Source organism: Micromonospora sp. NPDC049366, from assembly GCF_044466625.1.
Taxonomy (GTDB): Bacteria; Actinomycetota; Actinomycetes; order Mycobacteriales; family Micromonosporaceae; genus Micromonospora.
In genome coordinates, this window is the sequence record NZ_JBITMV010000007.1 from 158,461 (window position 1) to 181,738 (window position 23,278).

17 protein-coding genes are annotated in these 23,278 nt (G+C 74.1%); 6 read left to right on the top strand and 11 right to left on the bottom strand.

Features of this window, described 5'->3' with window-relative positions; genetic code table 11:
* Positions 1–122: 122 nt before the first annotated feature.
* The 5 genes from ACIBTV_RS12725 to ACIBTV_RS12745 form a co-directional block, all read right to left on the bottom strand.
* The gene (locus ACIBTV_RS12725) at positions 123–1,925 is read right to left on the bottom strand and encodes a protein kinase (RefSeq protein ID WP_396704244.1); all 1,803 of its coding nucleotides are present in this window, start codon (positions 1,923–1,925) and stop codon (positions 123–125) included.
* A gap of 101 nt (positions 1,926–2,026) precedes the next feature.
* Complete coding sequence (locus tag ACIBTV_RS12730) at positions 2,027–2,224, bottom strand: hypothetical protein (RefSeq protein WP_396704245.1); 198 nt, start codon at positions 2,222–2,224, stop codon at positions 2,027–2,029.
* A gap of 2 nt (positions 2,225–2,226) precedes the next feature.
* On the bottom strand, positions 2,227–3,282 hold the full coding sequence (locus ACIBTV_RS12735) for a LacI family DNA-binding transcriptional regulator (protein WP_396704247.1): 1,056 nt from the start codon (positions 3,280–3,282) through the stop codon (positions 2,227–2,229).
* A 98-nt stretch (positions 3,283–3,380) separates the two neighbouring features.
* Entirely contained in the window at positions 3,381–4,262 is an 882-nt protein-coding gene (locus ACIBTV_RS12740) for a helix-turn-helix domain-containing protein (protein ID WP_396704441.1), read from the bottom strand.
* 129 nt (positions 4,263–4,391) lie between these two features.
* Positions 4,392–4,631, bottom strand: a complete 240-nt coding sequence (locus ACIBTV_RS12745; RefSeq protein WP_396704249.1) for a DUF397 domain-containing protein — start codon at positions 4,629–4,631, stop codon at positions 4,392–4,394.
* A 257-nt stretch (positions 4,632–4,888) separates the two neighbouring features.
* Here ACIBTV_RS12745 and ACIBTV_RS12750 point away from each other — a divergent pair, with 257 nt between their 5' ends.
* The 3 genes from ACIBTV_RS12750 to ACIBTV_RS12760 all read left to right on the top strand — a co-directional run bounded on the left by ACIBTV_RS12750 (position 4,889) and on the right by ACIBTV_RS12760 (position 9,670).
* Entirely contained in the window at positions 4,889–5,536 is a 648-nt protein-coding gene (locus ACIBTV_RS12750; RefSeq protein WP_396704251.1) for a GGDEF domain-containing protein, read from the top strand.
* A 232-nt stretch (positions 5,537–5,768) separates the two neighbouring features.
* Positions 5,769–6,350, top strand: coding sequence for a hypothetical protein (locus tag ACIBTV_RS12755; protein WP_396704252.1), 582 nt, complete (start codon positions 5,769–5,771; stop codon positions 6,348–6,350).
* Positions 6,347–9,670, top strand: a complete 3,324-nt coding sequence (locus ACIBTV_RS12760) for a glycosyltransferase (RefSeq protein WP_396704254.1) — start codon at positions 6,347–6,349, stop codon at positions 9,668–9,670. The genes ACIBTV_RS12755 and ACIBTV_RS12760 overlap by 4 nt, the downstream gene beginning before the upstream one ends.
* Positions 9,671–9,745: 75 nt before the next feature.
* On the opposite strand, the gene ACIBTV_RS12765 is transcribed toward ACIBTV_RS12760, so the two are convergent.
* Both ACIBTV_RS12765 and ACIBTV_RS12770 read right to left on the bottom strand, forming a co-directional pair.
* Positions 9,746–10,015: a hypothetical protein gene (locus ACIBTV_RS12765; RefSeq protein WP_396704257.1), complete on the bottom strand. Its 270-nt coding sequence runs from the start codon at positions 10,013–10,015 to the stop codon at positions 9,746–9,748.
* 146 nt (positions 10,016–10,161) lie between these two features.
* Entirely contained in the window at positions 10,162–10,653 is a 492-nt protein-coding gene (locus ACIBTV_RS12770; RefSeq protein WP_396704259.1) for a type II toxin-antitoxin system PemK/MazF family toxin, read from the bottom strand.
* A gap of 134 nt (positions 10,654–10,787) precedes the next feature.
* Between ACIBTV_RS12770 and ACIBTV_RS12775 the strand changes: the two genes are divergently transcribed.
* From ACIBTV_RS12775 to ACIBTV_RS12785, 3 genes are all read left to right on the top strand, one after another.
* Positions 10,788–11,225: an OsmC family protein gene (locus ACIBTV_RS12775; protein ID WP_396704262.1), complete on the top strand. Its 438-nt coding sequence runs from the start codon at positions 10,788–10,790 to the stop codon at positions 11,223–11,225.
* Positions 11,226–11,267: 42 nt separating this feature from the next.
* Positions 11,268–11,792, top strand: coding sequence for an NUDIX hydrolase (locus ACIBTV_RS12780; protein ID WP_396704265.1), 525 nt, complete (start codon positions 11,268–11,270; stop codon positions 11,790–11,792).
* A 209-nt stretch (positions 11,793–12,001) separates the two neighbouring features.
* The gene (locus tag ACIBTV_RS12785) at positions 12,002–13,243 is read left to right on the top strand and encodes a hypothetical protein (protein WP_396704267.1); all 1,242 of its coding nucleotides are present in this window, start codon (positions 12,002–12,004) and stop codon (positions 13,241–13,243) included.
* 192 nt (positions 13,244–13,435) lie between these two features.
* On the opposite strand, the gene ACIBTV_RS12790 is transcribed toward ACIBTV_RS12785, so the two are convergent.
* From ACIBTV_RS12790 to ACIBTV_RS12805, 4 genes are read right to left on the bottom strand one after another with little or no spacing between them, the layout of a single operon-like run.
* Positions 13,436–19,018: an amino acid adenylation domain-containing protein gene (locus tag ACIBTV_RS12790; RefSeq protein WP_396704269.1), complete on the bottom strand. Its 5,583-nt coding sequence runs from the start codon at positions 19,016–19,018 to the stop codon at positions 13,436–13,438.
* Positions 19,018–22,137: an amino acid adenylation domain-containing protein gene (locus ACIBTV_RS12795; protein ID WP_396704271.1), complete on the bottom strand. Its 3,120-nt coding sequence runs from the start codon at positions 22,135–22,137 to the stop codon at positions 19,018–19,020. Before ACIBTV_RS12795 ends, ACIBTV_RS12790 begins: the two co-directional genes overlap by 1 nt.
* Positions 22,134–22,322, bottom strand: a complete 189-nt coding sequence (locus ACIBTV_RS12800) for an MbtH family NRPS accessory protein (protein WP_091589545.1) — start codon at positions 22,320–22,322, stop codon at positions 22,134–22,136. Before ACIBTV_RS12800 ends, ACIBTV_RS12795 begins: the two co-directional genes overlap by 4 nt.
* Positions 22,322–23,275 carry a TauD/TfdA family dioxygenase gene (locus tag ACIBTV_RS12805; RefSeq protein WP_396704274.1) on the bottom strand — a complete coding sequence of 318 codons (954 nt, stop codon included), beginning with the start codon at positions 23,273–23,275 and terminating at the stop codon, positions 22,322–22,324. The genes ACIBTV_RS12800 and ACIBTV_RS12805 overlap by 1 nt, the downstream gene beginning before the upstream one ends.
* Positions 23,276–23,278 lie beyond the last annotated feature (3 nt).

Sequence of the window (23,278 nt, forward strand, 5' to 3'; positions counted from 1 at the left end):
CGCACCGCACCGGCCCGGCGATCATGCACTTGTGGTGCCTCGCAAAGGGCGCAGAAGACCCGAAGTCCGGCACCACAACTGCATGATCGACCGGAACGAGGGGGCCGGGGACCGGGGAGGGGTTAGTCGCGGGGGGTTACGGAGTCCAGGTGGGTCAGGAGGGTGTCCAGTTGGGCGGCGGTCCTGGCGGAGAGGCCGTCGCGCTCCACCGCCTCGGTGATGCGTTCGCGCAGGTCCTCGATCCGCTTCTCGCGGTCCTTCGGCTTGCCCCGCCCGAGATCGGCCAACTCCTTCCGCAGGTCCTCGGCGGTCCGGCGGTCGACCTCGCCCCGGATCTGGGCCTGGGCGAGGATCGCGGCGAACTCGACGCCCAGTTGGCGCAGGCTGACCGTCGCGGGCCCCTGGGTGCTGGGGGTGGGATCCGGGCGCGGCGGGTTGGTGTCGGAGGCTTCCGGGCTCGGCGGCGCATCCGTGGCAGAGCTGTCGGGTGCAGCGGCGGGCGGGTTCACCGGGTCGCGGTCGCCGAGCGCCACCAGCGCGCCCAGTCCGAGGAGGAGGACGAGCCCGACCGCGACGAGCGCGGCGACCGGGCCTCGGGACCGCCGCGCCGCGCGCCGGGCGGCGACATCGGCAGCATCGGTCGGCCACGACGCGACCGGGGCGCGGTCGATGAGGGTCGGCGGGTGCGCGGCCGGGACGGTCGCCCGGCCGGCCGGCCAGGTCGGCCGGGTCGGACGCCCGGCGGACGGCGCCGCGGCGCCCGACCCGGCCGGCGACGTCGGCGCGGCCGCGTGCCCCGTCGACGACGCCGGCGCGACCGGCCCGCCAACCGGCGACGTCGGCGCGAGCGAACCCCCAGCCGGTGACGTCGGCGCGAGCGGGTACCCCGACCTCGACGTCGGCGCGAGCGGCCCGCCAGCCGGCGACGTCGGCGCGACCGGCCGCCCGGACGACGCGAGCGGACCGGCCGGCGACGTCGGGGCGATCAGGTGTCCCGGCGGCGCGAGCGGCCCCACCCCGACTCCCCCGCCACGGTGAGCGGCCGGATCGACCGGTGCGGTGGGCAGGATCGCGGCGGGCAGGTCGACCGGCTGGGCGGCGGCGAGCCGGGTGGCGAGTTGCGCCGCCGTCGGCCGTCGGGCCGGATCGGCGCGCAGGGCGGCGAGGATCATCTCGGCGATGTCGAAGGGCAGGCCGGGGACGCGCAGCGGCGGTACGGGCGTGTTCCGCTGGTGCACCTCCAGCGCGTCCTCCCACGTCTGCACCGGCAGCGGCCCGTGGCCGGTGAGGGTGCGGTAGAGGAGCGCGCCGAGGGCGTAGACGTCGCTGGCCGGGTCGGGCGGGCCGGGGGTGAGACGTTCCGGCGCGAAGTACGCCGGGGTGCCCATCAGCAGCTCACCGGTCTGCCCGGCGACCGGGTGGTGCGGGCCGGCGAGCGCGGCGATGCCGAAGTCGAGCACCTTGGCGCCGGACTCTGTGATCATGACGTTGCCGGGCTTGACGTCGCGGTGCACGACCCCGATGCGGTGTGCGGTGGCGAGCGCGGCGGCGACCTGGGCGGCGACCCGGACCGCCTCGGGCCAGGCGAGCGGGCCGTCGGCGAGCCGGTCGGCGAGGCTTCGCCCCTCGACGAGCTCCATCACCAGGTACGGCACGACGGTGCCGCTGCCGAGGGTCGCCTCGCGGTAGTCGTACACCCGGGTGATGTGGGGGTGGGTCAGCCGCGCGGCCGCGCGGGCTTCGCGCTGGATGGTGGCCCGCAGGTACGGGTCGACGGCGAACTCGCCCGCCAGGGCTTTGACCGCGACGGGGCGCCCGAGCACCTCGTCGTCGGCGCGCCACACCTCGGACATGCCGCCGAGCCCGATGCGCTCCCGCAGGACGTACCGGTCGTGCAGGCGGAGGGTGGGCGTGAGCGGCGACATGGGCGTCCAGTGTGCCTGGCCCGTGCCGCCGCCCACCAGTCGCGACGCCGGTTTGCGCACGTCCTGGCGGGTGCCGTGCCCGAATGGGCGGTTCCCGGCGGTCAGGAGCAGCGGGGCGTGGCGGGCAGCGGCCGGGGTTGGATCCGGTCGGCGAGGCGGCGCAGGGCGCTGGCCGCCGCCAGGCGGGTGGGGGCGAGCCGCGCCGGTCGCTCGACCTGGACCGGCGCGTGCGGCCGGGCCGAGTTGACGTGCCGGTCGACCGCGTCGAGGGCGAAGATGAGGCCGCTGGACTGTTCCATGGTCAACTCCTCGGGACAGGTCCGGTGGAGGTCCGGACGATGAGTTCGGTGGGCAGGAGCAGGTGGCCGGCCGCGGGATCGGCGGGCGGGTCGAGCAGCAGTTCGCCGGCGAGGCGGCCCTTCTCCTCGGCCGGCTGGCGCACGGTGGTGAGGCCGACCGCGGCGGCCTCGGCGATGTCGTCGAACCCGGTCACCGACACCGGTGGGCCGCCCGCCGCGCGCAGCGCGTCGAGGGCGCCCAGCGCGAGCACGTCGGAGCAGGCCAGCACGGCGGTCGGCGGGTCGGGCAGCGTGCGCAGGGCGGCGACGGCCTGGGCGGCGGCGGACCGGTCGTTGCCGGCGGCGGAGAGCACGGTGAGGGCCGACCAGGGCACCCCGGCCTCGGCGAACGCGTCGGCGAACCCGGCGAACCGGCCGCGGGTGGTCGGGCTCGGCACGTCGTCCGGTGTGGACAGTGCAAGCGGCCCGGGCGGCGCGCCGGGCAGCACGCCGTCGCCGAGCAGCGCCACCCGCCGGTGACCGAGGTCCGCGACGTGGGCGGCGATACTGCGCGCCGCGGCCCGTTCGTCGATGCCGACGTAGCGATGCAGCGGGCCGGCGTCCGCGCGGTGGGCGGTGGTGACGTAGGGCAGACCCCGGTCGCGGATGGCGTCGAGCACCCAGGTCTCGTCGCCGACGCAGTAGATGCAGAAGCTGTCGACGGCGGCGTTCTCCACCGCCCGCCGGGCCTCCGCCAGGTCGGCCGAGAGAGGCACGAGCAGCAGGCTGGAGCCGTGCCGCTCGGCCGCCGCGCTGACGCCGGTCAGGAAGCGGATCGCGAAGGGGTCGGTGAAGGCGTACGACAGCTGGGAGGTGAAGAGCACCCCGATCGCGCCGACGAACCCGCGGCGCAGCGAGCGGGCCGTCGGGTTCGGACCGGGGTAGCCGATCGCCTTGGCCGTGTCGAGGATCCGCTGGCGCAGCGCCGCCGAGAGCTGGTCGGGGCGGGCGTACGCGTTGGACACCGTGCTGCGGGAGACCCCGACGGCGTCGGCCACGGCCTGGAGGGTGGGCTTCACCGGTCCTCCGTTCTGAATCGATTCAGATTCTGGATCGATTCAGAGACTATCCAACACGTCGATGCCGGTCAACATGGAACGGCGGCACGCGGGGGGGGTCAGGCGCCCTTCAGCTCGTCCCGGAACCGCTCGAGCAGCTCCGCCGTACGCTCCGGCGGCTCCGCCTCGACGCAGAGCCGCTCCATCGCCAGCGCGTAGTAGTCCAGGTCGTCGCGTTTGTCGAGGTAGAGCGCGCTGGTCAACTGTTCGATGTAGACGATGTCGGGCAGGTCCTGGTCGCCGAAGCGCAGGATCGTGAAGGCGCCGCCGGCGGCGGCGTGACCACCGGCGGCGAACGGGATCACCTGGAGCCGGATGTGCGGTGAGCGCGTCGCCTCGATCAACGCGGTGAGTTGACCGCGCATCACCTCCGCGCCGCCGATCGGGCGGCGCAGGGCCGCCTCGTCCACGACCGCCCACAGCTGCGGCGGATCCGCCCGCCGCAGCAACTCCTGTCGGCGCATCCGCAGGTCGACGCGGCGGGAGATCTCGGCCGGGTTGGCGGTGTCATGGCCGAGCAGCACGACCGCCCGGGCGTACTCGGGGGTCTGCAACAGCCCGGGGACGAACTGCACCTCGTAGCTGCGGATCAGCACGGCCGCGGCCTCCAGGCCCAGGTAGGACTGGAACCAGGTGGGCAGCACGTCACCGTAGCGGTGCCACCAGCCGGGGTTGTTCGCGTCGTGCGCGAGCTTGAGCAGCACCGCCCGTTCTTCGGCGTCGCTGACGCCGTAGAGGGTGAGCAGGTCGGCGACGTCGCGCTCCTTGAACCCGACCCGACCCAGCTCCATCCGGCTGATCTTCGACTCGGAGGCGCGGATCTCCCAGCCGGCGCCCTCGCGGGTGACGCCACTGGACTCCCGCAACCGGCGCAGCTGGGCGCCGAGCAGCATGCGCAGCACGGTCGGCCCGGTCGCCGGGCCACCCTCGGCGGAAACCATCGTCACGTGCCGCCCTCCGCGTACCGCGCACGGCCAGGCGGTCCGGCCCGGCCGACGTGTAAGCATGCCATGGACCGACAGTGAGATGAACTCCTCCGGGCCGGCGGTTCGGCCGACCCGGACGAGGGGTCAGGCGATCAGATGGTCGAAGTCTCCGTCGCGGGCACCGAGCACGAAGGCGGCGATCTCGTCGACCGTGTAGATCAGCGCGGGCCCGTCGGGGTGGCGGGAGTTACGCAGCGCGATGCCGGCGCCGTCGGGCAGTTCGGCGAGCTCCACGCAGTTGCCGCTCGGGTTGCTCCGGCGGCTCTTCTGCCAGGTCAGCGGAGGGAGCTGGGTGACGGGAACGCCGTTGTCCGGCTGTTGCATGTGGTGCGGTCCTTCGATTCAGGAGTCGGCCGATGCCGTGGGAGGAGCGGTGGCGGCGCGCGGGGGATGTCGACATCGGACGGTGCTGCACGTGCATCTGCTATTGCATCTGCATCGGACGGCGAGCATGATAACGCACGTGTGCGGTACCCGACCGATCACACGGAGTCACCAAACCTGGCTCGCCGCCGGGCGGACACAGGGGCCCGACCCCGCGCCCGTGGCGGTCCACGAGCGATCGCGCGATGGGAGGGCTCGTGCCGGATCCGATGAGTGTCGCGTCCGGCGTCTGCGCCGCCGGCGCGCTGCTCTCCACCTGGCACCTGCGCCGCCGGGCCCTGCGCGCCGAGGCCGAGGTCGGGCACCTGCAGGCCGAGCTCGCCGCCGAGCGGCACGCGGCCAGCCACGACCCGCTGACCGGCCTGCCGAACCGTCGCGCCTTCTACCGGTTGGCCGCCACCCTGCTCACCGACGCCGCCGGTCGACCGCTGATCGCCGTCATCGTCGACCTGGACGACTTCAAGCAGGTCAACGACCGTCACGGGCACGCGGCGGGTGACCAGGTGCTGATCAGCGTGGCGGAGCGGCTGGCCGCCTTCGCGGGCGACAACCTGGTGGCGCGGCTCGGCGGCGACGAGTTCGCCGGGCTGTTGACGAGCCCGACGGTCGACCCGCGCTGGATCGACCACGCCACCCGGCGGCTCTGCGAGATGCTCGCCGCGCCCATCCCGCTGGGCGGGCTCTCGCTGCGGGTGACCGCCTCGGTCGGGCTCGCGCCGGTCCCCGGCCCGACCCAGCTCACCGAAGCCCTCCGGCAGGCGGATGCGGCCATGTACCGCGCGAAGAGCCTCGGCGCCGGCCGACCGGCCCGCCAACTCGTCGACATCGCCCACCCGACGGAGTGACCGGCCGGGCGGGAAACGGCGTCACCGGGAAGGTGAGGTGGCCTCCCGTCCGCCGCCGGACGTTTCACCTTCTTCGCGCCTGTCGTCACCGGTGTCCGTGAAAGCGAGATAATTGGGCGTTCGGGCCTCATCGCCGTCGTTCATCCAGTTGTGCGGAATATGAAATCCCGGCCATGACCGGAAGTCCACAAAGTGGACATAAGCGGCTTATGCCCTCCCTAGCCTCGTGCGGGTGGTCGTTCACATTCACGACGGCAACTCGCCCGCTGACAGCGCCGTTCCCCACCTCCCGGCCCCCGCGCCGGTCTTCGTCGACGTCTCCGGACGACGCGCGCGCCTGATGCGCTGGTGCGGGGTGCTCCTTTCGGCGGTCGCCCTCGGGTATGTGCCGATCGTCGGTCTCGCCGTCCTGACCGGACCGCCCGCCAATCGCACCGCGCCGCTCCTCGACGAGGAGGCCGGCCTGGAGACCGGCGACCAGCCCGCCGCGGCGGAACGCCCGCTCGAACCGGCGATCGTCACCGACCTGGCGGGCGCCGACCTCGCACCGCCCGGCCACACCCCCGCGCAGCCGGCCCGGCCGATTCCCGTGCCCACACCCGGACCGGAACACCACGACCCGGTGCCGGCCCGGCCTCCACAGGAATCCACCACGGAACCCTCTCCGCCGTCTCCCACGACCGTCGGGCCCACCGAGCCGTCGGAGTCACCGACCGGCCCGGAGCCGAGCCCGTCGTCCCAGACGCCGCCGCCCGCCCTGGCGCCGCACACGGCCGCCCTTCTCGACGCCGAGCGGAGGCTGCTGACCCGATGACCGTCACGACAAGGCGTCCGAGGCCCGCCGCGCCCCGGAGGCGACACCGCGTGCGCTTCCCGCTGCGCACGAGCTGGGTGGTCTACGGGATGCTCGTCACCGTCGTGCTCAGCGTGCTGCTCGTCGAGGCGTACGCGAACGCGGAGTTCGCGCCGGACCACGTCCGGGAGACCGGCGACCAGAGGACGGTGCCCGCCTCGATCACCTCCGGCGGGCCGGTCATCGACACCACCGACGGCCGGGCGCGGTCCTACCGGATGCCGCCGCGCACCATCGCCCTCACCTTCGACGACGGCCCCGATCCGGTGTGGACGCCCCGGATCCTCGACGTGCTGCGACGCCACCGGGCGCAGGCGACCTTCTTCGTCGTCGGCAGCCAGGTGGCGCGCCACCCCGACCTGACCGGACGCATCGCGGCGGAGGGACACGAACTGGGGGTACACACCTTCAGCCACCCGGACGCGACCCTGCTGCCCGGCTGGCAGCGACGCCTCGAGTACGCGCAGACCCAGATGGCCGTCATGAACGCCGCCGGGGTCCGGACGACCCTGCTGCGCTTCCCGTACTCGTCGCGGGCGGACGCCGTCGACGACGACGCGTGGAAGGCCATCCAACAGGCCGGTCGCCTCGGCTACCTCACGGCGGTGAACGACACCGACAGTCAGGACTGGGCCAGGCCCGGGGTCGACGCGATCGTCCGGAACATGACGCCACCGGCCGGCCAGGGCGCCGTCGTGCTGCTGCACGACGCGGGCGGCGACCGCGCCCAGACTGTCGCCGCCCTGGAACGGTTCATTCCCGCGATGCGAGCCCGCGGCTACGACTTCATCACCGTCGGAGACGGCGTCAACCGGACCCGGGACGAGGACGACGACGACGGCACGGCGATGGTCCCGGCGAACCAGCCGGTGGCGGAGTCGGCACGCTGGCGCGCCGGATCGGTGGTGATGGCGGTGCAGATCGCCGACCTCTTCATCGCCGCGCTCCGCGTGCTGTTCGTGGTGGTCGGGCTCCTGATGCTGGCCCGTACGGCGCTGCTGCTCGTCCTCGCGCCCCGACTGGCCTGGCGCCGCCGTCGCGGGTACTGGGGGCCGCCGGTCACCGAACCCGTGTCGATCATCGTGCCGGCGTACAACGAGCAGGCCGGGATCGCCGCGAGCGTACGGTCACTGGCCAACGGCGACCATCGCGGCATCGAGGTCATCGTCGTCGACGACGGGTCGACCGACGGCACCGCCGACCGCGTGGAGGCGCTCGGGCTGCGCAACGTACGCGTGATCCGCAAACCCAACGGCGGCAAGCCGAGCGCCCTCAACACCGGCGTCGCGTACGCCAGTCACGAGATCATCGTGATGGTCGACGGCGACACGGTCTTCGAGCGGGACTCCGTCCGCCGGCTGGTGCAGCCCTTCGCCGACCCGTCGGTGGGCGCGGTGGCCGGCAACGTCAAGGTCGCCAATCGACGGGGCCCGCTCGGGTGGTGGCAGCACATCGAGTACGTCATCGGCTTCAACCTGGACCGCCGCCTGTACGAGACGCTCGGCTGCATGCCGACCGTGCCCGGCGCCATCGGGGCCTTCCGGCGCCGGGTGCTGCTCGCCGCGGGCGGCATGAGCAACGACACCCTCGCCGAGGACACCGACATCACGATGGCCGTCCTCCGGGCCGGCTGGCGCGTGGTGTACGAGAAGCGCGCCCGCGCCTGGACCGAGGCCCCCGCGACGCTGACCCAGCTGTGGCGGCAGCGGTACCGCTGGAGCTACGGCACGATGCAGGCGATGTGGAAGCACCGCCGCGCGGTGTTCGACGGCGGTCCGTCCGGGCGGTTCGGCCGCTTCGGTCTGCCCCTGCTCGCCCTCTTCGGCGTGGTGCTGCCACTGCTCGGGCCCGTGCTGGACCTGATGGCCCTCTACGGCCTGTTCTTCCTGGGCACCACCGAGACGGCCGTGGCGTGGCTGCTGATGCTGGCCGTGCAGTGGGTCGTCGCGCTGGTCGCCTTCCGCCTGGACCGTGAACGCCTCCTGCCGCTGCTGGCGCTCCCGCTGCAGCAGTTCGCCTACCGGCAACTGATGTACCTGGTCCTGCTCCGGTCGACGGTGACGGCGCTGACCGGCACCCGGCTGCGGTGGCGGAAGCTGAAGCGCGCCGGTGACCCACCGACCGGTCAGGACGCCGTGGTCGACGCGGGCGCGGTGCCGCCGGCGCCGATCGGTGGCACCGCGGTCGGGGCCGGCACCGGCCGCGACCGGTGGTTCGACACACTCCGGGCGCTCGCGCTCACCCGGGTGATCGCGTACCACATGTGGGGTTACGCGTGGCTGAGCTTCGCGTTCCCCGCCATGGGCGTCATGTTCGCGCTCGGCGGATCGCTGATGGCCCGGTCCCTGGACCGGGCACCCACCCGGGCGGTCAACGGCCGGCTGCGGCGACTGCTCCCCGCACTGTGGATCTTCGGCGCGGTGCTGGTGCCGGTGATGGTGTGGCACGGCTGGCCCGACCGGCCGCAGTGGCCGGGGTTGTTGACCTGGCTGGTGCCGATAGCCCAGCCGGCGGGCAGCGCCTGGGCGCAGGACGTGACCGGGGTGCTGTGGTACCTGGTCGCGTACCTCTGGTTCGTCCTGCTCTCCCCCGCGCTGCTCGGGCTCTACCGCCGGTGGCCGCTGCCGACCGTGCTGCTGCCGCTGGCCGTCGTCGTGCTGCTGCAGACCACCGCGCCGCTCAACGGTCACGTCAACTCCGTCGTCTCCGACCTGGCGACCTTCGGCGCCTGCTGGCTCGTCGGCTTCGCCCACCGCGACGGGGCACTGCACCGCGTCCCCCGGGCGGCCCTGCTTCTCGCGGCGGCACTCTGCGTGGGAGTCGGCGTCGGCTGGACGGTGACGCATCCCGTGGACGGGTTCGACCTGAACGACATCCCGGTGGCCCAGGCGTTCTACTCGCTCGGCTTCGTGCTGGTCCTGCTCCGGGTGCGCCCACGGATGGCCTGGCTGGCCCGGGCCCGACCACTGGACCGGCTGGTCACCTGGCTGAACAGCCGGGCCCTGACCATCTACCTCTGGCACAACGCGGCCATCGCGGTCTGCTTCGTCGTCGGCGACCGGGTCGACGCCTGGCGACTCGGGAAGGTCGGCTACCTGGCCGTCGCGCTCGTCCTGCTCCTCGCCGTCGTGCTGCTGGTCGGCTGGGTCGAGGACGTCAGCGCCCGACGGCGTCCCCGGCTGGTCGGTTGGCCGACCCGCACTCCCACGGCGACCACGCGCACCCGCCGCGCCACGGTCGCCGCCACAGCGCGGCAGGTCCGGGCGCACACCCGGACCTGACCACGGGTCACAGCAGGAAGGAGGTGCGGGGGGGCGGGGCCGGCGGCTGAGGAACCGGCGGCCCCGCCCGATTGGTCAGAACGACCGGCGCGGCCGGGGCAGCCAGCCGGTGAACCGCTGCTGCAGCGCGGCCACCGGCACGCGGCGCAACTGGTCGGACGCCACGGCGAGGCAGGCGGCCAGGTAGACCCCGAGCGCGGCACGATCGCGCTGGTACTCGTCGAGCAGGCGGCGCCGCTTCGTCGCGCAGGGCCAGTCCGCGCCGCACGTGGCGCAGGTCCAGTCCGGAGTGACGGGCAGGTGGTCGTCGGGGAGAGCAGGGTGTCGTGGCACGCCACCGTTCATCGTCGCGGTCCTCTCCGGTCCGAACGACGCCGCGACGACGCCGTTCCCCTGCGGTGCGGAAACCGGTGCGACTCCCCAGTGGCATAGTGTGCAGCGCCCGGACGGGGTTTCGCGTTACACCCCGCGCATCACTGCCCGACCGGCGGTCAGCGCCAGCCGTAGCCGGCGCGCAGCGCCCGACCGATCCGGTCGAAGCGGGCCCGGTCCAGCACCGCGCCCTCGCGGCGGATGCTGTCCTCCCGCATCGTGAGCACCCGGTCCAACCGGATCCAGCTCGGCCGGTTGTCCCGGTCCCAGGCGCCCGGCCCCAACGCCAACCAGTGCCGCTGACCGTCCCGGTCGCTCTGGCTGGAGAGCATCAGACCGAACAGGGTGCGGCTGTGCCGGCCCACCACCAGCACCGGGCGGTCCTTGCCCTGCCGGGGGTCGTCCTCGTACGGCACCCAGGTCCACACGACCTCGCCCGGGTCGGCCTGCCCGTCGAGCTCCGGGGCGTACGTCAATTCCCGGCGCTGCAGCGCGGCGACCTGGCGCCGACGCGCGACCTGGGCCGGCGTCGGCCCAGACCGGCGGGGAGACGGGACGATGGCGCCGACGCGGCCGATGCGCGCCGCGACATTCCTCAACAGACCTGCCACGGCGGGCAGCCTATCCGTGTCCCCGGCGGGCACCCGGCGGGGGCCGGGGTGTCGCCCGCCCGGCGGACGTGCTCCCCGGCTGTCCATGCTTGACTGGACGCGTCGGTCCGGTACGACACGGAAGGCGGTCACGGATGACCATCGAGGTACGCACCCGCTGTCTACCCGGGCAGCCGGCCGCGATCGGCTCGGCCGGGCCGTACACGCTGGTGGTGGACCGGCCGGCGGACGCCGGCGGCGACGGGCTCGGGTTCAACGGCGGCCAACTGCTCTACCTCGCCGTGGCCGGCTGCGTCTCCAACGACCTGTTCCGCGAGGCCGCGGCCGCCGGCATCGACCTGCACCGGGTCGAGGTGACGGTACGCGGCGACTTCGCCGGCGACCCCGCCGTGTCCGGTGAGGTGACCTACGACGTCCGGATCGAGGGCGACGCGCCGACCGACGAGCTGCGCGAACTGGTCGACCGGGTCGACGCCATCGCCGAGATCCCCAACTCGCTGCGCGGGGGCACGGCGGTCACGCTGCGTCGGGCCGAGGTGACCGGCATCGACCGGGCCGGCCCCGGTGTCTGAGCCACGCCGCGCACGGCGATCCACGGCGATCGGGGCGGGTCCGTGCTGACCCCGCCGGACCTGCCGCCGGACCTGCCGGTCATCGAGCGTCGCGCCGTGCGGCTGGTGGTGCGCGACGTCGACGAACGGGTGCTGCTGTTCCACACCCGCGACCCGGACCACCCCCGCCTCGGCGAGTGGTGGGAGCTGCCCGGTGGCGGGCTGGACCCGGGCGAGACGTACCTCGACGCGGCGGTGCGCGAGCTGCGGGAGGAGACCGGCATCGTGGTCGCGCCGGCCGAGGTCGGGGCGCCGACCTGGCGGCGCCGGGCCAGCTTCATCCACCGGCACCTGCGCCACGTGCAGGATGAGGTCATCGTGCCGGTACGACTGCCGGGGCCCGGACCCGACGTGGACGAGGCGCAGCGACTGGACTACGAGCGGGAGGACTACTTCGACTTCCGCTGGTGGCCGGTGGCCGAGGTGGTGGCGAGCACCGACCGCTTCTACCCGGGCCGCCTACCGGAGCTGCTGACCGCGTTCCTCGCCGGCCACGACATCGACGAACCCTTCGAACTCTGGTCCTGACCCCCGTCCCACCCCGCGCCCCCTCGCCCCGCCCCGCCTCGCCCGCCCCGCCCGCCTCGCCCCGTCGATCATGCAGTTGTGGTGGTGTGCGAAAGGTGCGAACCATCACACGACGGGCACCATAACTGCACGATCGACCGGAAGGCGGCGGGGGCGGTGGGAGGGCGGGTGGGGTGGCGGGGGTGGGGGGTGGCGGGCAGAGTGGGGTGGTGATTGTTCTGACCGGGCCCGTGACCCGTTACGCGCAGCGCCTGCACGACCTCGTCGGCTCCGGCCACCACGTCGCCTCTCCGCTCGGCGCGTGGCTACTCCTGGCCCTCGTCGGTCCCGCCGCCACCGGAGCCGCCCGCGTCGACCTGGAGGAGGCGCTCGGCGTCGACGTCGAGACCGCCGCGGCGACCGCCCACGCGCTCCTGGACGATCCACACCCGCTCGTCGCGTCGGCCAGCGCCCTGTGGGAGCGGGCACCCCTCGACGAGCTGGCCGGCTGGCGGGCCACGCTGCCGGCGAGCACCGAGAGCGGGCCGCTTCCCGACCAGGCGACGCTGGACGAGTGGGCACGCGAGCGCACCTCCGGCCTGATCAAGCGCTTCCCGCTCACCGTCGACCCGGCCACGCTCCTGATCCTGGCCACCGCCCTGGCCACCCGCGTGTCGTGGGCGACGCCGTTCCAGGTCGCCTCCGCCGACGCGCTCGGGAGGGGCAGCGCCTGGGCGGGCCGGGTTCGCCGGGTGTTGCGTACCCCGGAGTACGACCACCACTGCTGGATCGCGGGCACCGCGCAGGCCGGGGACGTGGCCGTACACGCCACGGCCGCGCGGTCGGAGCGCGTCGAGGGCCGCGAGGCGGGGATGCTCGTGGTGTCGGTCGCGGCGGCACCGGACGTCGCCCCGGCGCAGGTCCTCGCCGCCGCCCACGAGCTGGCGACCGATGCCGCGACCATTCCGACCGGTGTCGGCCGGCGCTCCCTGTTCGACCTGCCGCTCGGTGAGACTCCGCTGTGGACGATCGAGGAGGTGCCGACCCGGGCGTGGGGCGGCCGGGAGGAGCGGGTGTCGGCCGTGCTGCCCTGCTGGTCGGTGGAGAGCCGGCACGACCTGACGGCGGACGGCCTCGGCTTCGACGCCGCCGCACGCGCCCTCGGCGAACTGCTGGGCCGGGCCCGGCTGCCCTACCAGGCGGCCCAGGCCGCGATGGCCCGCTACGGCCGGTACGGCTTCGAGGCCGCCGCGGTGACCGGCTTCGCCATGGCGACCGGGCTGCCCCCGGAGGGCGTCGCCCGGGTCGCCGAGCTGCGCTTCGGCCACCCGTACGCGGTCGTGGCGGTCGCCACCGACCGGCGCGGCGGGCAGGTCGGGCCGTGGCACGGCCTGCCGGTCTACTCGGCGTGGGTGGCGCAGCCGTCGGAGCTGCCGGAGTCCGACCTGGCGGAGCGTGTCGCCGCACCGTGAACCGGCACCGGCTCACGGCCCGCCCGCCCGCAGGGCAGGCCATGCGGGGCAGACCCGCCGGGCGGGCCGTGAGCCGGGCAGGCCGTGAGCCGGGCGGGCCGTGAGCCGGGCAGGCCGTGAGCCGGGCGGGCCGTGAGCCGGGCAGGCCGTGAGCCGGACGGGGCCTCCGGGTCGACCGGAGGCCCCGCGCCGTCACGCGGGGACCGGCACCTGCTCGGCCTCTCGCTCGGCGGCGCGGGCGGCGAGCCGCCGTTCCCGTTCCTGCGCGCCGATCAGGTCGTCCGGCAGGGAGTCCTCCACCTCGATGTCGAAGCGGCGCAGCAGCCGGATGGCGAACCCGCCGAGGGTGATGAGCACCAGGGCCGCGCCGAAGCAGACGTACGCGAACCCGATGCCGCGACCCGGACCGGTGCCGATGACCGCGCCCACCGACCCGGCCAGTGCCCCGCCCGGGGCGAGCATCGGCTCGAAGAGGCTGGTGGCTCCCGGCGCGAGCAGCGCGAACCCGATCGGCAGCGTCGACCAGGAGATGGTCTGGTTGAGGCTGAACACCCGGCCGTGGAAGCGCTGCGGCACCTTCACCTGCACGATGGTCGCGTAGACGGACTGCGCAGTGGTCATCGCCATGGCCAGCCAGAACGCCCCGACGCAGATCATCGCCACGGAGGCGTCCAGGCCGATGAGGACGCAGCCGACCGCCGTGCCGAGGTTGCCGACCAGCACGCCGATCATCCGGCGGTGGCGGGGGCCACCCCAGAGCGACATCAGCACACCCCCGGCGACCGCCCCCAGCGCCTCGGCGAGCGCCACCTGGGCCACCTGGGTGGCGGTGCCGAAGGCCAGCACCAGTGGGGTGACCAGCACCAGCGCGGGGGCCAGGAAGATGTTGCCCAGCGCGAAGTAGCCGAGCATCAGCCGGAACCCGCGGTGCTGCCACGAGTAGCGCAGCCCGTTGGCGATGGCCACCAGCAGCCGCTCCCGGGGCCGCCAGCCGAGGGTGTCGGGGAAGCGGACCAGGGCCAGGGTGAGCACGGCGATCACGTAGCTACCGACGTCGAGCAGCAGGATGCCCTTCAGCTCGATGGCGGCGAGCAGACCGGCGGCGAACACCGGCATCAGCAGCATCGCGAAGCCGTTGGAGAGCTGGGTGATGCCCATCGCGTGGCCGAGGTAGCGTTTCGGCACGAGCTGCGGCACGGCCGACTGGAACGCGATCCGCTGGAACGACCCGGCCACCTGGCTGAGCGCCACGAGGCCGTAGATGTGCCACAGCGCCAGGTTGTCCGTCCAGAGCAGCGCGGCGAGCACCACCTGGATCGATCCGGCGCTACTGCTGGCGATCATCATGATCTTGCGCCGGCTCACCCGGTCGGTGATCGCCCCGGCCACCGGCAGCATCAGCACACCGCAGATCAGCGCGAGCGCCCAGAGCAGACCCAGGTCGGCCACCGAACCGGTCTGGGTGAACAGCCAGATCGGCAGCGCGAACGCGGTCAGCGCCGACCCGGTGGTCGAGACGAGCTGCCCGGCGGTGACCGCCACGAACCGGGTCATGCTCGGGCGGACCGTGGCCCGCTGCGGCGCGTCGTCGACGCCGACCCGGAGGGTGTCGTGGACGGCCCAGCCGGCGTCCTCCCCGCGCGCCTCGCGGGTCAGCTCGGTGACGTCACCGGCGGCCACCGCCCGGTGGGTGCCGGTGACGATCTCCGCCAGCTCCTCGGCCCGGTACTTGAGGAAGAAGTGCCCGGCCTGGTCGAGGACCACCAGCGCGAGGCGGTCGCTGAGGAACCGCCACTCGGCGTACCGCTCGGTGTGGTAGTCGGTGACCGGGTCCTCCGAACCCACCACCGAGACGATGGGCGCACGCAGCTTGGTCGCCTGCCGGTCGAGCAGACCGGTGAAGTACTCCTCCGACGCGCGCGAGTCGGCACGCATGTTGCTGATGATCCGGTCGGCCTGCTCCGGGTCCAGCTCGTCGGTGTCCACGCCCATCGACTTGAGCCAGCTCGCGTAGTGCTTGTTGCTGCGCAGCTTCTCCAGCCGGGCGCGGGCGGCGGCGAACAGCCCCTTCGGGCGGGCGAACGGGAACATCGCCCCGATGTAGAGCGCCGCAAGCTCGCGGCCGGCGGCCTCCACCTTGCGGGCCACCTCGGTCACGATGGCGCTGCCCACCCCGCAGTGGCCGTAGAGGACGAGGGGGCCCTCGACGCGCTCCAGGATCTCCTCGGCCACCCGTGTGGTCAGCTCGTCGAACGGCACCGCGTCCTCGCTGAGCCCGACATCGTGACCGGGGATGGCCAGCGACCAGAGCGCGTGCCCGGTGGGCAGCGCGTCGGCGAGCGGCTGGTAGACGATCGCGCTGCCGCCGCCGTACGGCACGCAGACGTAGCTGACCACCCGCTGCGCCGCCGGGATCGGCTTGGTCAGCTCGTAGAGCAGCCGGCGCGGCCCCTCCTCGCCGACGGTGCCGGACATGAACGCGGCCAACTCCCGGACGGTCCGCTGCTGGAACAGGTCCATCACGCCGACCGCGCGGCCGCCGTGCTCCGCCTTGCGGATCTTCGCGACCACCTGGGTGGCGAGCATCGAGTGCCCGCCCAGGTCGAAGAAGTCGTCGTCGATGCCGAGGGTCGGCACGCCGAGCACCTCGGACCAGATCCCGGCGAGCAGCCGCTCGGTGTCGTCGCGCGGCTCGACCAGCGTCACCGACGCCTCGCGGCTGACCACCGGCGCGGGCAGGGCCCGGCGGTCCAGCTTGCCGTTGGGGCTCAGCGGCAGCGCGTCGAGCGTGACGAACGCGGCGGGCACCATGTACTCGGGCAGCGTCTCCTTCAGCGCCGCCCTCAGCGGGGCGTGCTCGGCCGGCCCCACCACGTACGCGGTCAACCGTTTGTCGCCCGGGCTGTCCTCCCGGACGATCACCGCGGCCTCGGTGACACCGGGCAGCTCCCGCAGCGCGCTCTCGATCTCGCCCAACTCGATCCGCAGCCCGCGCAGCTTGACCTGGTGGTCGATGCGACCGAGGAACTCGATGACGCCGGAGGGACCACGGTCGCCCGGTCCGCCGGCCCCGGCCAGGGCGACGCCACCAGACGCGGCCGACGTACCGGACCCGGCGGGCACGCCGGGCGCGACCCGCCAGCGGGCCAGGTCACCGGTGCGGTACAGCCGCGCGCCGGGCTCACCGGAGAACGGGTCCGGCACGAACCGCTCGGCGGTCAGGGCCGGCCGCCGGTGGTAGCCGCGGGCCAGGCCGACCCCGCCGATGTGCAGCTCGCCGGCCACGCCGACCGGGCACTCGTTGCCGGCCGCGTCGAGCACGTGCAGCCGCAGGTTGGCGATCGGCGCCCCGATCGGCACGCTCGTGAGCCCCGCCAGCAGCGCCGGCTCGCAGTGCCAGGAGCTGACGTCGATGGCGGCCTCCGTCGGGCCGTACAGGTTGTGCAGCCCGCACCAGGGCAGCCGGGTGGTGAAGTCGGTGGCGGTGGCCAGGGGCAGCTCCTCGCCCGAGCAGATCACCCGGCGCAGCGCGGTGGCCGCCTCGACGCCGTCCTCGGCGAGGAAGACGGTCAGCATCGACGGCACGAAGTGGGTGGTGGTGACCCGCTCGGCGACCAGCAGGTCCCGCAGGTAGCCGGCGTCCTTGTGGCCGCCGGGCTTGGCGAGCACCAGCCGCGCGCCCTCCCGCAGCGGCCAGAAGAACTCCCACACCGACACGTCGAAGCTCGCCGGGGTCTTCTGGAGCACCGCGTCGTCGGGGCCGAGCCGGTAGGTCCGCTGCATCCAGTCGAGCCGGTTGACGATGCCCCGGTGCGTGTTCGGCACGCCCTTGGGTCGGCCCGTCGAGCCGGAGGTGTAGATGACGTAGGCCAGGTGCGCGGGGCCGGCCAGCGGGGCCGGGTCGGTGTTCGGCTGGCCCGCCCACACCCGGTCGTCGTCGAGGGTCAGCACCGTGGCGCCGGTCGGCGGCAGCACGTTCCGCAGGTGCTCCTGCACCAGCACCACCGGCGCGCCCGCGTCGCCGACCATGAACGCCAGCCGGTCCGCCGGGTACTCCGGGTCCAACGGCAGGTAGGCGCCGCCGGCCTTCACCACGCCCAGCAGGGCGGCGACCAGCTCGACGGAGCGCTCCGCACAGACCCCGACCAGCGTCTCCGGCCCCACGCCGGCGGCGCGCAGCCGGTGCGCGATCCGGTTCGCGGCGGCGTTCAGCTCGGCGTACGTCACCGAGCGGCCCTCGAAGCGCAGCGCCACCGCGTCCGGGGTGCGCGCCGCCCGCTCCTCGACCGGCCCGTGCAGCGTCTGGGTGCGCGGGAAGTCCGCCGCCGTCTCGTTCCACCCGGCCAGCAGCTCCCGCTCGCTCGGGGCGAACACGGCCGGCGCGGAGACCGGGGTGTCCGGTGCGGCCACCACCGCCCGCAGCAGCGCGGTGAGCCGGCCGGCCATCCGCTCGACCGTGTCCCGGGTGAACAGGTCGGTGTTGAAGACCAGCTTCCCCCAGAGCCCGTCGACGGTCTCCACCGCGTGCAGCTCGAAGTCGAACCGGGTGGCGCGCAGCTCCATCGGCGTCCAGTCGAACGTGACGTCGCCGGTGGCGGGCACGTCGGCGTACCGGCCCATGTCGTAGTTCTGGAGCACGAACATGGCCTGGAACACCGGCGAGCGGCTGACGTCGCGGGGCAGCCCCAGCTCGTGGACGACGCGGGCGAACGGCACGTCGCCGTGCTCCAGCGCCTCGAGCACGCCGCGCCGGGTGCGCTCCAGCAGCTCGCGGAAGGTCGGGTCGCCGGCCAGCTCGGCGCGCAGCGGCAGCATGTTGACGAACATGCCGACGACGTTCTCCAGCTCCGGCGCGGACCGGCCGGCGACGGAGGCGCCGACCGCGAAGTCGTCCTGGCCGGCGTGCCGGGCGAGGAAGACGTGGTACGCCGCGAGCAGCGTCATGAACAGGGTGCCGCCGTGCGCGGCGGCGAGCGCGTTCAGCCCGTCGGTGCTCGCCTTGTCCAGGGTGAACTCGACGAAGTCCCCCCGGTAGGTCTGGGTGGCCGGGCGGGGCAGGTCCAGCGGCAGCTCCAGCGGGGTGATGCCGTCCAGCCGCTGCTTCCACCACGCCACGTGCCGCTGGGCCTGCGGCCCGGCCAGCTCCCGCGCCTCCCAGGCGGCGAAGTCGCCGTACTGGACGGGCAGCTCGGGTGGCTCACCGCCGCGGTAGAGGGTGACCAGGTCACGCAGCAGCACGTCGACCGACCAACCGTCGCCGACGATGTGGTGCTGGCCGAGGAAGAGCACGTGCTCCGCCGGCCCGAGCCGGATCAGCAGGGCGCGCAGCAGCGGCCCGTTCGCCAGGTCGAACGGTTCGGCGGCCGCCGCGTCCACCAGCTCCTGCGCGGCGCTCGCGTCGGCGGCGTCCACGATGGTCAGTGGCACCTCGACCGCGTCCTCGATCACCACGGTGGGACGGCCGTCGGCGTCGGCCGGGAACCGGGTCCGCAGCGACTCGTGCCGCCGGGTCAGCCCGTCCAGTGCCCCGCGCAGCGCGGCCAGGTCCAGCGGGCCACGCACCCGCAGCGGCACCGCGATGTGGTAGGCCGCCTCGCCCGGGGCGAGCTGGTCCATGAACCAGACCCGCTCCTGGGCGTACGACAGCGGCACCTCGGCCCCCGACGGACGTGGCACGATCCGCGCGGCCGGCGCGGCGGCCTGCCGCCGCCGCAGCCGTTGCGCGATGAGGGCCTGCCGGGCGGCGTCCCGCGCCGGATCCTTCAGGTCGGTCATCAGGGACTGTCCTTCTCCGCCGCGAGCAGCGCGGCGAGCTCGGCGTCGGAGAGCTCGTCGAGTTCGGCGGCGATCCGCTGTTCGATCTCGGCGGCCAGGTCTGCCACGACCGGGCTGGTGAACAGGGCCCGCATCGGCAGCTCGACCTCCACCTCGGCGCGGATCCGGGCCATCGCCCGCATGCCGCGCAGCGAGTTTCCGCCGAGGGCGAAGAAGTCGTCGAGCGCGCCGACCTTGTCCACCTGGAGGATCTCGGCGTAGACCTCGGCGACCAGGGCCTCGGCGTCGGTGCGCGGGGCCACGAAACCGCCCGCCTCGGCGGTGGCCGCCGGCGCCGGGAGCGCCGCCGGGTCCAGCTTGCCGTTCGGGGTGAGCGGCAGCGCGTCCAGCCCGACGAACGCGGCCGGCACCAGGTGCGCGGGCAGCTCCCGGGGCAGGTCGGCGGCGAGGGTCGCCGGGTCGGCGTCGCCGACGACGTACGCGACCAGCGCGGGCTCGCCGGAGTCGCCGCGCACGACCACCGCCGCCTCCCGTACGTCGGGGCGGGCCAGCAGCACGGATTCGATCTCGCCCAGCTCGATCCGCATGCCCCGGAGCTTCACCTGACTGTCCCGGCGGCCCAGGTACTCCAGCGCGCCGTCTGCCCGGCGGCGGGCCAGGTCACCGGTGCGATACATCCGTTCGCCCGGCGCCCCGTACGGGCAGGGCAGGAAACGCTCGGCGGTGAGCGCCGGCCGACGGTGGTAGCCGCGGGCCAGCTGCGCCCCGGCGACGTACAGCTCGCCGACGACGCCCGGCGGCACCGGGTTCAGGGCCGCGTCGAGCACGTACGTCCGGGTGTTCCAGGTGGGGTGCCCGATCGGCACCGGCCCCGCGGGCACCGGCTCCCCCGGCGCGATCCGGGCGGCCACGCAACCGACCGTCGCCTCGGTGGGCCCGTACTCGTTGACGACCGCGACCGGCGCGTGGCCGGCCCGCCAACCGGCCAGTTGCTCGCCGCCGAGCGCCTCGCCGCCGATCACCAGGTCAGTCGTGGGCGACAGCTCCGGTTCGAGCAGCGGCAGGTGACTCGGGGTGATCTTGAGGAAGGTCGGTCGGCCGCCGGCCCGGGCGGCGGCGTCGTCGAACGCGGCCAGCCGCACCGTGCCGCCGGCGGTCAGCGTGCCGAGCAGGCCGGTGACGGTGAGGTCGAACGAGACCGGCGAGTGCAGCAGGGCCGTGCCGGTCAGGCCCGGATAGGTGTGCCGGGCCCAGGCGAGGTACGCGGCGAGCGCCCGGTGCGCGACCACCACGCCCTTGGGGCGGCCCGTCGACCCGGACGTGTAGAGCACGTACGCCGGGTGCGCCGGGCTCAGCGGGGCGAGCCGGTCGGCGTCGGTCAGGTCGGTGTCGGCCAGGTCGGCGCCGGTGCCGGCGTCGACCGTGAGCGCGCCCGCCAGGACCAGCCGCGCGGTCTGCGCGGTGGCCAGCACCAGCGACGGCTCGGCGTCCTCGATCAGGTACGCGATCCGGCCGGCGGGGTAGCCGGTGTCCACCGGCACGTAGGCGGCACCGGACTTGAGCACCGCGAGGATCGCCACCACCAGCTCCGCCGAGCGGGGCAGCGCGAGCGCCACCCGGGTCTCCGGGGCGGCGCCCCGGGCGACCAGTGCCCGGGCCAGCCGGTTCGCGCGGGCGTTCAGCTCGGCGTACGACAGCGGCACCCCGTCGTGGACCAGGGCGGTGGCGTCCGGGGTGGCTGCCGCCCGCCGCTGCACCTCGTCCACCACAGTGGTGGTCGGCACCTCGTGGGCCGTGTCGTTCCAGGTGTGCAGCACCCGTTGCCGCTCCGCCTCGTCGAGCAGCGGCAGGGCGGAGACCCGCCGCTGCGGCGCGGCGACGGCCGCGGCGAGCAGCCGCGCGTACCGGGCGGCGAGCGTCTGCGCGGTGGCCCGGTCGAACAGCGCCGTCCGGTAGACCAGCCGGCTGGTCGTGGTGGTGATGTCGAAGGCCAGGTCGTCCTTGGTGGTGCCGAGCGCCACCGGGTCCAGGCCGGAGTCGGGGATGAAGTTCAGCGCGGTCTGGAAGATCGGCTGCACGGCCGGGTCACGGTCCGGCGCGACCGCCTCGACGATCCGCTGGAACGGGGTGTCGCCGTGCTCCATCGCGTCGACCAGGCCGTCACGGACCCGCGCCAGCAGGTCGGCGAAGGTCGGGTCGCCGGTCAGGTCGCAGCGCAGCGCGACCGGGTTGACGAACATACCGATCAGCGGGGCCAGCTCGGGGTTGTCCCGGCCGGCGGTGGAGACGCCGACGACCACGTCCTCGTCGCCGGAGATCCGGGACAGCAGCGCGGCGAACGCGGCCAGCAGCACCATGTACGGCGTGGCCGCCGCCTCGGTGGCCAGCTCACCCACCTCGTCGAGCAGGCCCTCGGGCAGGTCGAAGTGGACCTCGTCGCCGCCGAAGCCCAGCTGCGCCGGGCGGGGCCGGTCCAGCGGCAGGGCGGTCACCGGCGGCGCCCCGGCCAGGTGGTCCCGCCAGAAGGTGAGCTGCCGGTCCAGCTCCTCCCCCACCAACTGCTCGCGCTGCCACACCGCGTAGTCCGCGTACTGGATGGGAAGCTCGGGCACGTCGGCGGGCGCGCCGGTCGTCACGGCGCGGCTGATCGCGGCCAGCTCGGCGGCGAGGAGCACCGCCGAGCGGCTGTCGAACACCGCGTGGTGCACCACGAACATCAGCGCGTACCGGTCGTCGCCGAGGCGGGCGAGCCGGGCGCGCCACAGCGGCGGCGCGTCCAACGGGATCGGCGTACGGCCCAGCTCGGTCAGCGCCTCGTCGAACCGCCGCACCTGGTCGGCGTCGGAGAGCCCGCGCAGGTCGATCTCCGGCAGGTCGACCGGCTCGGCCGCACGGACCACCTGCACGAGCACGCCGTCGTCGACGCGCAGGTGGGTTCGGAGCGACTCGTGCCGGTCCACCACCCGCTGGACCACCTCGACGGCCTGCTCCCGCGTCGTGCCCGTGGGGAAGCGCCACGGGTTCGAGACGTTGAAGACCGGCGAGTCGGCGTCGAGCTGGTTGGCGATCCACACCCGCTCCTGCGCGTATGACGCCGGGAAGGTCCACTCCCGGATCATGGGGTCGCCTCCCGCACCGACCGGGGCCGCATGTCCGTCCACACGGTGTCGATGTGCGCCAGGCACTCCTCGCGGTCACCCGCGAACCCGGTCTCGTGCCAGCCCGCCGGCAGCTCCCGGTCGGCCGACCAGATGGAGTACTGCTCCTCATCGTTGCGGACGACGAGGAATCGGGTTTCGGCCATCACTGCTCTCCGTTGCTCTCAGGGGTGTGCGGTTCCGCCATCGCGACGGCGATCTTCCGGGCGCCGGTGAACGGCTCCCGCCCGTGCGCGGCGGTCATGTTGTCCACCACCAGCACGTCGTCGCGCTGGTAGTCGAATCGGACGGTCGCGGCCCGGTAGGCGGCCCGCAGGTGGTCCAGCACGTCGGCGGGGATTTCGCCCCCGTCGCCGTAGTAGGTGTTCGACGGCAGCCCGTCGGCGCCGAACATGGCCAGCAGGCCCTCCTGGTACTCCGCCGGGAGGGTGCTCACGTGGAAGAACGTCGCGTGGTTGAACCAGCGCGGGGTGTCCGAGCCGGGACGCCGGTGGACGACGTCGCGCACCGCCCGGGTACGCAGCCCGTCCGCGCCGCGCCACTCCAACTCGATGCGGTTGGCCACCGCGTACGCCTCGACCTCGGCCCGGTCGTCGGTGTTGAACACGTGCTGCCACGGGGTGCCGAAGTCGGCGTGGAAGTTGCGCACCAGCATCCAGCGCCGCCGGACGAACTCCTCCCGCACCGCGGGGTCGATCTCCCGGTAGACGCGGCGGACGTCGGCGAGCGGCGTCGCGCCCAACGTCTGCGGCGGGGTGATGCAGTAGAAGAACAGCGTCAACGGCCAGCGGGCCTGGTACGAGTTCTCGTTGTGCAGGAAGATCTCCTCGTCCGGCGGATAGTCGGTCGAGGTGTAGACCCGACCGGAGATGGCGTGCCGGGGTGAGGACCGCTCGGTGTAGATCAGCGGCTCCCCGGACAGGGCGCGCACCACCCGGTCGAAGCCGTCCACCCCACCGACGTCGAAACCGCGGAACAGCAGCCCGCCGTGCTCGGCGAGCGTGGCGCGCAGCTCCGCGCGCCGGTCGGCGATGAGGTCGGTGAGAGGCCGGCCGTCGTTCTCGACGACCACCGGGAGCGTGGCGATCGCGTCGCTCATGGT

Bases quoted from the DNA above. Each gene is read 5' to 3' on its own strand.
- ACIBTV_RS12800 (WP_091589545.1), bottom strand. From the start codon at position 22,322: ATGGCCGAAACCCGATTCCTCGTCGTCCGCAACGATGAGGAGCAGTAC.
- ACIBTV_RS12795 (WP_396704271.1), bottom strand. From the start codon at position 22,137: ATGATCCGGGAGTGGACCTTCCCGGCGTCATACGCGCAGGAGCGGGTG.
- ACIBTV_RS12745 (WP_396704249.1), bottom strand. From the start codon at position 4,631: ATGCAACAGCCGGACAACGGCGTTCCCGTCACCCAGCTCCCTCCGCTG.
- ACIBTV_RS12765 (WP_396704257.1), bottom strand. From the start codon at position 10,015: ATGAACGGTGGCGTGCCACGACACCCTGCTCTCCCCGACGACCACCTG.
- ACIBTV_RS12740 (WP_396704441.1), bottom strand. From the start codon at position 4,262: ATGGTTTCCGCCGAGGGTGGCCCGGCGACCGGGCCGACCGTGCTGCGC.
- ACIBTV_RS12790 (WP_396704269.1), bottom strand. From the start codon at position 19,018: ATGACCGACCTGAAGGATCCGGCGCGGGACGCCGCCCGGCAGGCCCTC.
- ACIBTV_RS12760 (WP_396704254.1), top strand. From the start codon at position 6,347: ATGACCGTCACGACAAGGCGTCCGAGGCCCGCCGCGCCCCGGAGGCGA.
- ACIBTV_RS12775 (WP_396704262.1), top strand. From the start codon at position 10,788: ATGACCATCGAGGTACGCACCCGCTGTCTACCCGGGCAGCCGGCCGCG.
- ACIBTV_RS12805 (WP_396704274.1), bottom strand. From the start codon at position 23,275: ATGAGCGACGCGATCGCCACGCTCCCGGTGGTCGTCGAGAACGACGGC.
- ACIBTV_RS12730 (WP_396704245.1), bottom strand. From the start codon at position 2,224: ATGGAACAGTCCAGCGGCCTCATCTTCGCCCTCGACGCGGTCGACCGG.
- ACIBTV_RS12725 (WP_396704244.1), bottom strand. From the start codon at position 1,925: ATGTCGCCGCTCACGCCCACCCTCCGCCTGCACGACCGGTACGTCCTG.